Origin of the sequence: [Bacillus] enclensis (assembly GCF_001456935.1) — a bacterium.
Taxonomy (GTDB): domain Bacteria; phylum Bacillota; class Bacilli; order Bacillales; family Bacillaceae_B; genus Rossellomorea; species Rossellomorea enclensis.
Genome location: NZ_KQ758499.1, coordinates 1 through 12,466 on the forward strand (window position 1 = coordinate 1; position 12,466 = coordinate 12,466).

Consider the following 12,466-nt stretch of genomic DNA (forward strand, 5'->3'; position numbering starts at 1 on the left):
TGCCGGTGTAGCTCAACTGGTAGAGCAACTGACTTGTAATCAGTAGGTTGGGGGTTCAAGTCCTCTTGCCGGCACCATTTTCTCTCATTGTGGAGGGGTAGCGAAGTGGCTAAACGCGGCGGACTGTAAATCCGCTCCTTCGGGTTCGGCAGTTCGAATCTGCCCCCCTCCACCATTACAGGGGCATAGTTTAACGGTAGAACGAAGGTCTCCAAAACCTTTGGTGTGGGTTCGATTCCTACTGCCCCTGCCAAACAACACGGCGATTGTGGCGAAGTGGTTAACGCACCGGATTGTGGTTCCGGCATTCGTGGGTTCGATTCCCATCAGTCGCCCCAACTTTTCACATTTTTATGAATGTGACATATACTATTATTGGGCTATAGCCAAGCGGTAAGGCATCGCACTTTGACTGCGACATGCGTTGGTTCGAATCCAGCTAGCCCAGTTTTGCGGAAGTAGTTCAGTGGTAGAACACCACCTTGCCAAGGTGGGGGTCGCGGGTTCGAATCCCGTCTTCCGCTCCAAAGATAAGGCGCCATAGCCAAGTGGTAAGGCAGAGGTCTGCAAAACCTTTATCACCGGTTCAAATCCGGTTGGCGCCTCCATATATGTATGCCGGTGTGGCGGAATAGGCAGACGCGCACGACTCAAAATCGTGTTCCTCACGGAGTGCCGGTTCGACCCCGGCCACCGGTACCATAAGCGGGTGTAGTTTAATGGTAAAACCTCAGCCTTCCAAGCTGATGTCGTGGGTTCGATTCCCATCACCCGCTCCAAGCATACATATACAAGACTTTCTCTTATTGAGGAAGTCTTTTTTATTATTATTTGGAGAAATGTTACTCCCGGGAATCTTAATAAGATTATAAGGAAAGAGATTTGATTTCAGGGAGCAAGCAACTTGCTGGGCTTCATTTCTTTTAATAATTATTCTAAGTAGCGCAATAATCCTGAAAGTGGTGCAAAAAATGATATTTCTGCGCAATTACTGAAAAAGAGGCGCAATAAATGAGATTCCTGCGCAATTATTAGGAACCTGGTCCAATTTTCTATGTGCCAAGAAAATCCAGTCTGACTGCAGGGTGGAAGTTCACTCTGATACATCCAAACTATCGAATATTATCCCTCAATTGTTACTGATTCAGACCTTTTTAAAACCTTTTAATAAAACATCGTTAGTTTTCGTCCCGGTAAAAATAAACCATACCCCGTCTAAGGCAAAAACAACCACCTTCAAAAATGACACCGCCTCAACTCATGCATAGCCAATCAATTGATCAGTCCCCATCTACACAATCCTTCTAATTTTTTTATCCAACCAAAATCCAAGTAGTCAAAATATTGTACCTTCTTTGTCAATTTTGTTGACCTGCTTCACCTGGTCTCCCCTTTATACTGTAAGAAAGCGATTACATAACGAAGGGGTGGCGTTGCAAGTGGAACCAACAATTAAAACTGGACCTGTAAAAACCCAGGCCCAGATCAAGGCGGTGTCTAAGAAAAGGTTCAAATACAAAAGCCTGCTGACATACGCTGCCTTTGTAGGACCTGCACTTCTCTTTTTCCTGGTGATTCAGATTCTCCCTTTCCTAATGGGAGTCTATTATTCTTTCACTTCCTGGAATGGGGTGAGTTCTGTTGTAGAGTGGGTGGGGCTCGACAACTATAAGCAGATTTTCACGAATGATGAAGCCTTTTTCAACTCATTTATGTTCACGACGAAATTTATGTTCGCCGCCGTTATCATCAGTAACTTAATCGGATTTGGGTTTGCCTTGCTTTTGAATGCGGCGTTGAAGACGCGTAATATCCTGCGGACAGTATTTTTTATTCCGAATGTCATCGGCGGCTTGTTATTGGGATTCATTTGGCAGTTCATCTTCGTGAAAGGATTTGCTTCTGTCGGGAACATGACGGATATCGCCTTTTTCAAGATGCCGTGGCTTGGTGACGAGAAAACGGCTTTCTGGGGGATTGTCATCGTATTTGCCTGGCAGATCAGCGGGTATATGATGGTCATCTATGTTGCAGCCTTGCAAGGGGTGGACAGTTCCCTGCTGGAAGCTGCCAGGATGGACGGGGCATCGAACTGGACACTGCTGACGAAGATTATTATCCCATTGATCCTTCCGGCATTCACAATCTGCTTCTTCCTGACCATTTCTATGGCATTCAAGATCTTTGATCTGAATATCTCGTTAACCGGCGGAGGTCCATTTAATTCGACTCAGTCTGTAGCGATCAATATCTATCAGGAAGCATTTCAGAATAACCGGTATGGTCTTGGAACGGCAAAGTCCATTTTATTCTTTGTTGTTGTAGCGATCTTTACGACATTCCAAGTAATGCTGACGAAGAAGAAGGAGGTTGAGGCCTAATGGGCAATCGTTATACAAAGAAGACGTTTGTACTTGAGATAATCGGGATTGTCCTCGGTCTCATCTTCTTGATTCCTTTTTACTTTGTTTTCATCAATTCTGTTAAGCCATTCGCTGCCATCCTCATTGATGCAGCCGCTTGGCCGGAAGAGTTCATGTTCTCGAATTATGCGAAGGTGTGGGAAGTCATCAACTTTCCTAGGGCATTCTGGAATTCACTTATCATCACCGTTGCGAGTAACATCGGCTTAGTGGTGATCAGTTCGATGGCTGCCTGGAAGATGGTTCGTACACCGGGGAAGTTCAGTAAGATTTTATTTGTGATTTTTGTATCAGCGATGGTCATCCCTTTCCAGACGGTGATGATTCCGCTTATGAAGCTTGGTGGGGCATTGAATCTGACAAACAGCATTCCGGGATTGATCATTATGTACTTTGGCTTTGGAGTGCCATTATCTTTATTCCTATTCCATGGTTTTGTGAAAACAGTGCCTGTTGAAATCGAAGAATCAGCAATGATTGACGGATGCAGCCAGTTTGGCGTTTTTTGGAGAATTGTCTTTCCACTCCTTAAGCCGATCACCGTTACAGTCATCATTCTGAACACACTTTGGATTTGGAATGACTATCTGCTGCCGCTCCTGGTTTTACAGGATGCAGAGCTGCGTACGATACCGCTCGCCGCGAGTTCTTTCTTTGCGCAGTATACGAAACAGTGGGATATGGGACTGGCAGCATTGGTGCTGGGGATTGCGCCGATCATTGTATTCTTCCTGTTCCTACAGAAACATATCATCAAGGGGATTGCATCCGGATCGATTAAGTAGATATAAAGGTTCTGTCATTCATTCAGGACTTTATATAAAATAACATTATATCAAGGGGGTAAAGCCAGTATGAAACGCATTCTTTTATTATTGACTTCATTGATTTTAGTTTTCGGCATCATCTCGGGTTGTTCATCTAAAGAATCTTCATCGGGCGGCGGAAGTGACTCTAAGTCAGGTGATGATGTAGTCACTCTTAATTTGTTCCAATTCAAAGTGGAAATTGCTGATCAGCTTCAAGAGATGATCAAGGAATTCGAAGCAGAACATCCAAATATTAAAGTGAAGCTTGAAACAGTCGGGGGCGGTGCCGATTACGGTGCTGCGCTTAAAGCGAAGTTTGCTTCCGGGGAAGAGCCGGATATTTTCAACAACGGCGGTTTTAAAGAGTTAGAGCTATGGCAGGAGAAGTTGGCGGATCTTTCAGGTGAGCCATGGGTGGAACATGTCCTTCCTATCGGGAAGGTTCCTATGACGGCTGAAGACGGTAAACTGTATGGTATGCCTGTCAATCTTGAGGGATACGGATTTGTATACAATAAGGATCTGTTTGAGAAAGCAGGAATCAAAGAGGCTCCAAAGACAATCGATGAATTGAAAGACGCATCAAAGAAGCTTGAAAAAGCAGGAATCACTCCATTCTCAGCAGGATACGGCGAGTGGTGGGTCATCGGGCAGCATTTACTGAACATTCCTTTCGCGCAGCAGGATGATCCTGAAGCATTCATTGCAGGATTATACGATGGTTCTGAAAAAATCGTCGGCAATGAAAAGTTCAAGCAATTTAAAGAAGTGCTCGATACTGAACTTAAATATGCAAATGATAATCCATTGACTACTGACTACAACACGCAAGTGACTCTTTTCGCTTCTGGTGAAACAGCGATGCTTCAGCAGGGGAACTGGACGGAAAATATGATCACTGAGATCAACCCAGACATCAACATGGGCTTCCTTCCAATTCCGATAAGCAATGATGAAAGTGCAAACAGCCTGCCTGTAGGTGTACCGAATAACTGGGTGTTAAATAAAAACTCAGAGCACCTTGAAGAAGCAAAAACATTCTTGAACTGGATGGTTTCTTCTGAAACAGGAAAACGTTATATCACGGAAGAGTTCGCCTTCATCCCGGCATTCGATAATATCGAGCCTGCAGGACTGGGCGATCTTGGAACGTCGATCCTTGAGTACTCGAAAGATGAGAAGACGATTCCTTGGACTTGGTTCAAATGGCCGGATGGGGCGAACAAAGAATTTGCTGCTGCCATCCAGGAATATGCCGCAGGAAAGATCGACTACGATACTTTACTTGAGAGATTCCAGAAATCCTGGGATAACTTGAAGTAAAACAGAATAAACGGAAGCATGTCTTTAAGAGGCATGCTTTCTGTTTATTCTTTCGTTTAAGAACAAAAATTTTCATGACAGCCAGGTTCTATTTAGAAAAGTTTCATTATTTTGAAAAAACTCTTCATGTATGTACAAGCAGGTATTATACTAGGGGTAAGCAAAATGTGGAGGTTCTTCCCCATGATAAAGACCAGTATCAGGAATAAACTGATTGTTCTCCTTCTGATCATCACCATTGTCCCTTTTGGGAGCTCGATTGTGATTACATATCTCTACACGAAAAATTCAATTGAAGAGCAGGTGGTGGCGGAGAGTAAAAACCTGCTGTATCAGGGGAAGGTTAACCTTGAGAGTTATATCAATGAATTGGATGATCTGACTTTATCCCTCTATAATAATCCCGATTTCATTAATTTCATGAGAAACCCTGATCAAGGGGATGACTATCTGACAATCGGAATTGTGAAGAATGTTGTACAGACGATTTTATACACGGGGGATACCATCAATGGGGTAAGAATCTCCTTTAGGGATGAAGACCGGGTCATCAAGGCGACGAAACGTTCCAACGTCATTTTTTCCAGTAAGAAAAATGAAGAAGATAAGGAAGCATTCTTAAGGGCTGAACGGAGTCCGTATAATATGTACATCGAACCGGACTTTCCCCAAAAGGAGAATGAAATCAAGCGATCCAGAAATATCGTGACGATTCACAGGGCCTTCAGGAATATTCCTGATGACGAGGTGCTTGCCTATATATCTCTTGAGATTTACCCCGACAAAATCATTAATTTGAGCAGGAATCTATATACAGGCGAAAAAGAAGAATTCTATCTTCTCACACCCGGGGGAGAAATGATTTACAGCTCCGATCTTGATGTAACCGATGACCAGAATAATCAGAAATGGATTAAACGTATCGTCGGTGAAGAAAAAAGTGAAGGAACGATGGAATGGAAGGAAGACGGTTTCAACGGGGTCATCATGTATGATCAGCTGCCCTTATCGGCAGGAGGCTGGATCCTTGCGAAGCGGGTCAGTTATGCGAACCTTTACGAAAGCGCCTTCAGTGTCGCCAAGATCAATATCTTATTTGGGATCCTGGGATTGACGCTTGTTGTACTTGCCACTTTATTCGTGTCGTTTAAGATAACCTCGCCGATCCGTGTCCTGCTCCGTAATATTCAGGAAGTGGAAAAAGGGAATATGGATGTCCGGCTGCCGGCATTCGGATCTGATGAAATCGGTTTGCTGGGGGTCAGGTTTCAACAGATGATCGAGCGGATCAATACCTTGATCAACAGGGAGTATAAACTGGAACTCGAGAATAAGAATAATCAATTAAAAGTGCTGCAGTCCCAGATCAACCCCCACTTCTTATACAATGCCCTGCAATCAATCGGCACGGTGGCATTAAAGAATAAAGTCCCGCAGGTATACACGCTCATCACTTATCTCTCAAAAATCATGAGATATGGGATGAACATGGAGGAGGATATGGTCCCGCTTGATAAGGAAATCAATTACACAAAGGCATTCCTTCTCCTGCAAAAAGAGCGGTTCGGGGATCATCTTGACTACAGGATAACTGTGGAAGAAGGGGTGAGGGAGGCTCAAGTACCAAAGATGATCCTTCAGCCCATCATTGAGAATTACTTCAAGCATGGCTTTGATATCCGGGATGGTGTAGGACGGATCGAGCTCGACTGCAGAAGTGTGGATGATCACCTCATCATCACGGTAAGGGACAACGGCATAGGCGTGACAACCCAACGGCTGGAGGAAGTGCATGATCATTTTAAAGCGGCGGCATTGAATAAAATAGGTGAGTCCACAAACATCGGCTTAAAGAACGTATATGTGCGCTTGAAACTTTATTACGATGATCAGGCGGCATTACACCTTGAAAACTCTGATGAGGGAGGCTTTAAGGTGACCATGGAGCTGCCCATTGAGAGGGAGGATGAATGAGGGTGAAAGCAATCATCATTGACGACGAAAAGCATGTCCGTGAAGGATTACTCCTATTGGCACAGTGGAAGCATCATGGAATTCATACCATCCTTGAAGCGGAGGATGGCGAAGAGGCGAAGAAATTGATCATGGAGCACAAACCTGAAATCATTTTCACCGATATGAGGATGCCGAAGCTTGATGGGATCAGTCTTTTGAAATGGCTTCATTCCTCCAATATCCATTGCAAGACGATTGTGGTCAGCGGGTACGATGACTTTGAGTATATGAGAAATGCAATCTACTATAAAAGCTTTGATTATTTACTCAAACCCATTGAGCCTGATGTGTTGAATGACACATTGGAAAAAGCGGTTCATGAATGGAAAGAGCAGGCGCGTACCAGAAAATATCTGGTGGAAGAAAACAAAGTAATGAATGAAGTGAAGCCTCTTTATTGGGACCGCCTGTTTTCAAATCTGTGCCGGGCGGAAGGGGAAGCCGGAGCAGCCGGTGAAAAGATAGAAGCGGAGTTCGGTATTCGATTCGGCAAAATGGAAAAAAGGATTTCCCTTATCCCGATCAGGCCTGTTGTCTTGAAATCCTTCCAAGGAGACAGAGATCTTGCTTTTTTCACGCTGACGAATATATGCAATGAACTTCTCAGCAAACAGAATGACGGGGTGTGTTTCAGAAACATCCATAAAGACGAAGAGCTGGCCGTGCTGGTTTGGAATGATCAAAATCTGACTTTTTTACTAGAAGAACTTTATACACTGATTTATCAGTTCAGTAAAATCTGCATAACGATTTCGCTGGGTGAAAAATCACTGAGCATGCAGGATGCCTATGAGTCTGCTCTGAAAGTGTGTATGCAGGATGATTTAAGGAAGCGGGATAAAATCATCACATCGTGCAATAAACCAAAGCCCCTTTTGCACCTGCTGGATTATTCAGGTGATTTGAAGTGGGCAATCCGAACAGGAAGCCCTGACGGAATTAAAGATTTGCTCCAGCAAATCTTTCAAACCCTGGAAAGCCTGCACACTGTATCTATGGAACAGATTCAGCTTTGGGAAAATCAATTTGAACTGCTCCGTACCAATTGGCTGAAAGAATATGAGATTGAGAGCCGGTCTTCTTTTTACAGGGGAGTGGATTACTGGAGTGAAGATGGAGCATTTTCCTTTCATAAGTTCAAAAACGAAAAAACAAAAGAATTCATGGAGTTGATCGAAACTCTGAAGTCGAAGAAATATCAGAAAGAGAAAAACAATATGCAGAGAATAGAAGAATATCTGCAGCAGCACTACCAGGAAGATGTAACCCTTCAGGAAATAGCCGATACATTCTTCTTGAGCAGAGAATACATCTCAAGGAAATTCAAACAGGAATACAATCTGACCATAACGGATTATTTAATGAATATCCGTTTGGAAAAAGCGAAGAAGCTTCTTGAAAATCCCTATCTCAAAATCTATGAAGTTGCCTATGGGGTTGGATACGGAAATGAGAAGTATTTCAGCAAGGTATTTAAAAAGCAGGTCGGGGCTACGCCCAATGAATTCAGGCGTTCCTTATTAAACTATAACTGATGGAGGTCTAAACATGATAAACGTGACAGTATGGAATGAGAACCGCCACGAACAGAAAAGCGAAAAGGTACGCAGTGTATACCCGGAAGGAATCCACGGAGCCATTGCTTCATTCCTGGGTGAAGAATCCTTCAACGTCAAGACAGCTGTGCTTGATGATGAACAGCACGGGCTGACAGATGAGGTTCTCGATTCAACCGATGTGCTTCTATGGTGGGGGCATATCGCCCATGATGAAGTGTCGGATGACGTGGTGGGAAAGGTGAAGCAGCGCGTCCTTGACGGGATGGGGCTGATTGTACTTCACTCCGGCCATTTCTCAAAGATTTTCAAGGAGCTGATGGGGACATCATGCGATCTGAAATGGAGAGAAGCCGATGAAAAAGAACGGATCTGGATCGTCGACCCGAGTCATCCGATCACGGCAGGGCTTGGGGAATACATCGAGCTGGAAAAAGAAGAAATGTACGGGGAGCATTTTGACATCCCGGCACCCGATCAACTGGTGATGGTGAGCTGGTTCGAAGGCGGGGAAGTGTTCCGCAGCGGATGCACGTATCAGCGCGGGAACGGGAAGATCTTTTACTTCCGGCCGGGACATGAAACATACCCGACTTACTACAATAAAGAAGTACAACACGTGATCATCAATGCCGTACGTTGGGCAAAGCCGGTGGAACGCAGCAGACCCCTCTACGGGAATGCAAAGCCGCTGGAAGAAATCAAAGGATCTAACTAAAAGGAGGATAAAAACATGAGTACATTAAAAGTTGGTGTCATCGGATGCGGAAGTATCGCGCAGCATCGTCATCTGCCTGAATATGCAGGGAACAGGGACGTGGAAATCGTGGCGGTATGTGACATTGTAGAGGAACGGGCTAAGAAGACTGCGGAGAAATACGGGGCAGAAGCTTACACAAGTTATAAAGAACTGCTCTCCAATCATGAAGTCGAAGCGGTCAGTGTATGCACACCGAATTATTTACACGCACCAATTTCGATTGCCGCACTGAACGCAGGCAAGCATGTACTATGTGAAAAACCGATGGCGACTTCATCTGAAGAGGCCGAGAGTATGATTGCGGCTGCCGAAAAAAATGGCAGGAAGCTGATGATCGCACATAATCAGAGGTTTGTACCTTCGCATCAAAAAGCGAAAGAGCTGATAGAAAAAGGCGAAGCCGGCAAGATTTACAGCTTCCGGTCTGCATTTGGCCACGGAGGTCCCGAAGGCTGGAGTGCCGATGGCAAAGACAGCTGGTTCTTTAAGAAAGATGAGGCATTCATCGGGGCGATGGGGGATCTCGGTGTCCATAAGACCGACCTGCTTCGTTACATACTCGGTGAAGAGTTCGTGGAAGTCGGAGCGTTCGTTGAGACAAGTGCAAAGGAAAATGCCGATGTCGATGATACGGCCGTCTGCGTACTGAAGACGGAAAGCGGAACGATCGGCACACTTGCTGCCAGCTGGTCCTACGTGTCCAAAGAAGACAACTCCACGATCATCTATGGAGAGAAGGCAATCCTGCGTTTAGAGGATGACCCGGTGCACTCATTGGTTGCTCAATACGCTACCGGCGAAGTGGTCAGATATGAACTTGGCGGCATCCAGACGAATGAAGATGGCGGCCAGTCGAACTCGCATGTCATCGATCAATTCACCGCATCTGTATTGGAGGATAAGGAACCGCCTGTCAGCGGCAGCGAAGGAATGAAGTCCCTGCAGGTAGTACTTGGTGCACTGAAATCGAACGAATCAAAAACAATCGTAAAATTATAGAACTTGGGGTGAATGACAGCATGTCAAAACTTCGAATGGGAATCATCGGGGTTGGCGGGATTGCGCAGAGCCGCCATATTCCCGCATATAAAAAACTGGCAGACTCCGTCTCGGTCGAAGCGGTCAGTGATATTAACAGATCGACTGCAGAAGAAGCTGCTGAAAAATTCAAAATTCACGGAGTGTACAATGATTACTGGGAGATGTTCCCGCACGTTGATGCCGTCACGATTTGCACCCCGAATAAGTTCCATGCGGAAATTACAATAGCCGCACTTAAAGCGGGTCTGCATGTCTTTTGTGAAAAACCGATGGCAATGACCCCGGGGGAGTGCCGGGCTATGATCGATGCAGCGGAGGAATCGGGGAAAGTGCTGGCGATTGCCTATCACTACCGGTTCATGAAGGATTCGCGTGCCGCAAAGCGTTTTATCACTGCCAATGAAATCGGTGAACCCATCGTTGCAAGGGCGAGGGCGATCCGCCGCCGTAAAGTGCCGGGCTGGGGCGTCTTTACGAACAAGGAACTGCAGGGAGGAGGGAGCCTGATCGATTACGGCTGCCACTTTCTCGACCTTTCACTGTGGCTGCTCGGAAATCCAAGACCCGTCGAGGTGACCGGGACAGCCTATAACAAACTCAGCAGGATTCCGGGTGAGGTCAATCAATGGGGAGACTTCGACCGTGAGAACTTTGATGTGGATGATCATGTGACGGCTTATATCAAGTTTGATAACGGTGCATCGATGCTCTTTGAGACTTCCTGGTCCGCCAATGTGAAGAGCGATGAAGAAAGCTTGAGTATATCGGGGGAAACGGGCGGGGTCGATCTGTTTCCGCTCCACATCAATCAAATGAAGCACGGAATGCTGTTGAACAGCGGCGCAGAATGGATTCCCGGTGAAGACGATCCGAGTCTCCCTCAAGCTGAGAACTTCGTCAACAGCTGTCTCGGACTGGAGGAGCTGATCGTCAAACCGGAAGAAGCGATGGCCGTTTCTGAAATCGTCGATGCGATTTATAAAAGCAGTGAAACTCGAAAAAGCATCACTTTGAAATAGGAGGAAACACAGATGAAACTAGGTGTATTTACGGTATTATTCTCGCAGAAGAATCTCGATGAAATGCTCGATTATGTAAAAGATGCAGGCTTGCATGCGGTCGAAATCGGAACGGGCGGCTACCCGGGAAATGCGCATTGCGACGTTGAGGCCCTTTTGGAAAGTGAAGAAAAGCGCAGTGAATATATGGAGAAAATCACTTCCCGCGGTCTTGAAATCAGTGCGTTCAGCTGTCACGGCAATCCGATCACACCGGATACTGCCTTTGCAGAAGAATCACATGCGGCTCTTGAGAAAACAATCAAACTTGCCGGGTTGATGAATGTCCCTGTCGTAAACTGCTTCTCGGGAACAGCCGGTGATCATGAGGGTGCCAAACATCCGAATTGGCCGGTGTCCCCATGGCCGAATGAATACGGCGACATCCTGATATGGCAATGGGAAGAAAAGTTGATTCCATATTGGAAGAAGATGGGGCAGCTTGCTGAGGAAAATGGTGTAAAGATCGGTCTGGAGCTTCACGGCGGATTCCTGGTCCACACACCTTATACATTGTTGAAACTCCGCGAAGAAACATCCGACGCGATCGGTGCCAACCTGGATCCAAGTCACCTCTGGTGGCAGGGAATCGATCCGGTTGCAGCAATCAAGATTCTGGGAAAAGAGAATGCGATCCACCATTTCCATGCAAAAGATACGTATATCGATCAGGACAACGTCAACATGTACGGCCTCACGGATATGCAGCCGTATGGAAGCGTCCAGACCCGTGCGTGGTCGTTCCGTTCGGTTGGCTGCGGCCACAGCCTTCAGGAATGGTCCGATATGATGAGTGCCTTGCGTACATTCGGATATGATTACGTAGTGAGCATCGAACATGAAGATCCGATCATGTCGATCGAAGAAGGTTTCGGACGTGCGGTCAAAAATCTGAAATCGATCTTGATTGAAGAGCAGCCCGCGGATATGTGGTGGGTGTAGGAGGATGGGGGCCCCGGCTTTAGGTTGGGGGCTTTTTTTGTGCTGTGATTGGGACACTGGAATGAAGGGACGGACAGTTCCTTGTTGGTTTTACCATCATTTGGTAAGTGGCGGAATTAATTCAATTTTTCAAAGATTATTGGTGCTTTTTCGAAGATTATTGCCCAAAATCGAAAGAATAAATGGCTTTTTTCGAAGATTAATGGGTCAAATAAAGTTAGTCTAAAAAGTGGACACACAAAGATGATAATAGGGCATAACTATAACTATTATTAATAAGGACGTGTATCCATGGGAAAGTACTATACAAACGAATATAAAGAATACGTAGCTAAAATGGTTGCTGAAGAAGGTAGAAAAGGGACTGAAGTGGCTTATGAGTTAGAGATTCCTTATGCTACCATGATGCGCTGGGTCAAACTTTACAATGAGAAAAAGGCTGCTGAACAATCCGGTGAGCACATCACTCCTTCCGAATTGGAAAAGTTGAAAAAAGCACACGACAAGGAACTCAAGGCCCTGAAAGAGGAAAACGAAA

Annotated in this window: 10 protein-coding genes and 9 tRNA genes; all 19 read left to right on the forward strand. The window is 45.5% G+C overall.

Annotation, left to right across the window (positions count from 1 at the left end; all coding sequences use genetic code 11):
• Position 1: 1 nt before the first annotated feature.
• Positions 2-77, forward strand: a tRNA-Thr gene (locus AS034_RS22055).
• A gap of 14 nt (positions 78-91) precedes the next feature.
• Positions 92-175, forward strand: a tRNA-Tyr gene (locus AS034_RS22060).
• Between the two features lie 4 nt (positions 176-179).
• Positions 180-253 (forward strand) — tRNA-Trp (locus AS034_RS22065).
• Positions 254-262: 9 nt separating this feature from the next.
• Positions 263-338: transfer RNA gene (locus tag AS034_RS22070), tRNA-His, on the forward strand.
• Positions 339-376: 38 nt separating this feature from the next.
• Positions 377-448, forward strand: a tRNA-Gln gene (locus tag AS034_RS22075).
• Positions 449-452: 4 nt separating this feature from the next.
• Positions 453-527: transfer RNA gene (locus AS034_RS22080), tRNA-Gly, on the forward strand.
• A 7-nt stretch (positions 528-534) separates the two neighbouring features.
• Positions 535-608, forward strand: a tRNA-Cys gene (locus AS034_RS22085).
• Positions 609-617: 9 nt separating this feature from the next.
• Positions 618-702: transfer RNA gene (locus AS034_RS22090), tRNA-Leu, on the forward strand.
• A 3-nt stretch (positions 703-705) separates the two neighbouring features.
• A tRNA-Gly gene (locus AS034_RS22095) sits at positions 706-779 on the forward strand.
• 705 nt (positions 780-1,484) lie between these two features.
• Positions 1,485-2,381, forward strand: a complete 897-nt coding sequence (locus tag AS034_RS22100; protein WP_058300159.1) for a carbohydrate ABC transporter permease — start codon at positions 1,485-1,487, stop codon at positions 2,379-2,381.
• Positions 2,381-3,208, forward strand: a complete 828-nt coding sequence (locus tag AS034_RS22105) for a carbohydrate ABC transporter permease (RefSeq protein ID WP_058300151.1) — start codon at positions 2,381-2,383, stop codon at positions 3,206-3,208. Before AS034_RS22100 ends, AS034_RS22105 begins: the two co-directional genes overlap by 1 nt.
• 69 nt (positions 3,209-3,277) lie before the next feature.
• Positions 3,278-4,555, forward strand: a complete 1,278-nt coding sequence (locus AS034_RS22110; RefSeq protein WP_058300152.1) for an ABC transporter substrate-binding protein — start codon at positions 3,278-3,280, stop codon at positions 4,553-4,555.
• Between the two features lie 183 nt (positions 4,556-4,738).
• Positions 4,739-6,529, forward strand: coding sequence for a sensor histidine kinase (locus AS034_RS22115; RefSeq protein WP_058300153.1), 1,791 nt, complete (start codon positions 4,739-4,741; stop codon positions 6,527-6,529).
• Positions 6,526-8,106, forward strand: a complete 1,581-nt coding sequence (locus AS034_RS22120; RefSeq protein ID WP_058300154.1) for a response regulator transcription factor — start codon at positions 6,526-6,528, stop codon at positions 8,104-8,106. The genes AS034_RS22115 and AS034_RS22120 overlap by 4 nt, the downstream gene beginning before the upstream one ends.
• Before the next feature lie 13 nt (positions 8,107-8,119).
• Positions 8,120-8,845 carry a ThuA domain-containing protein gene (locus AS034_RS22125; protein WP_058300155.1) on the forward strand — a complete coding sequence of 242 codons (726 nt, stop codon included), beginning with the start codon at positions 8,120-8,122 and terminating at the stop codon, positions 8,843-8,845.
• Between the two features lie 15 nt (positions 8,846-8,860).
• Positions 8,861-9,886, forward strand: coding sequence for a Gfo/Idh/MocA family protein (locus AS034_RS22130; protein ID WP_032089383.1), 1,026 nt, complete (start codon positions 8,861-8,863; stop codon positions 9,884-9,886).
• 20 nt (positions 9,887-9,906) lie between these two features.
• On the forward strand, positions 9,907-10,947 hold the full coding sequence (locus AS034_RS22135; RefSeq protein ID WP_058300156.1) for a Gfo/Idh/MocA family protein: 1,041 nt from the start codon (positions 9,907-9,909) through the stop codon (positions 10,945-10,947).
• Positions 10,948-10,959: 12 nt separating this feature from the next.
• The gene (locus AS034_RS22140; RefSeq protein WP_058300157.1) at positions 10,960-11,928 is read left to right on the forward strand and encodes a sugar phosphate isomerase/epimerase family protein; all 969 of its coding nucleotides are present in this window, start codon (positions 10,960-10,962) and stop codon (positions 11,926-11,928) included.
• A gap of 291 nt (positions 11,929-12,219) precedes the next feature.
• The coding region (locus AS034_RS22145) for a transposase (protein ID WP_058300158.1) at positions 12,220-12,466 on the forward strand (247 nt) is incomplete at its 3' end.

Coding starts and splice junctions, on each gene's coding strand:
- AS034_RS22105 (WP_058300151.1), top strand. CDS start 2,381: ATGGGCAATCGTTATACAAAGAAGACGTTTGTACTTGAGATAATCGGG.
- AS034_RS22110 (WP_058300152.1), top strand. CDS start 3,278: ATGAAACGCATTCTTTTATTATTGACTTCATTGATTTTAGTTTTCGGC.
- AS034_RS22115 (WP_058300153.1), top strand. CDS start 4,739: ATGATAAAGACCAGTATCAGGAATAAACTGATTGTTCTCCTTCTGATC.
- AS034_RS22120 (WP_058300154.1), top strand. CDS start 6,526: ATGAGGGTGAAAGCAATCATCATTGACGACGAAAAGCATGTCCGTGAA.
- AS034_RS22125 (WP_058300155.1), top strand. CDS start 8,120: ATGATAAACGTGACAGTATGGAATGAGAACCGCCACGAACAGAAAAGC.
- AS034_RS22130 (WP_032089383.1), top strand. CDS start 8,861: ATGAGTACATTAAAAGTTGGTGTCATCGGATGCGGAAGTATCGCGCAG.
- AS034_RS22135 (WP_058300156.1), top strand. CDS start 9,907: ATGTCAAAACTTCGAATGGGAATCATCGGGGTTGGCGGGATTGCGCAG.
- AS034_RS22140 (WP_058300157.1), top strand. CDS start 10,960: ATGAAACTAGGTGTATTTACGGTATTATTCTCGCAGAAGAATCTCGAT.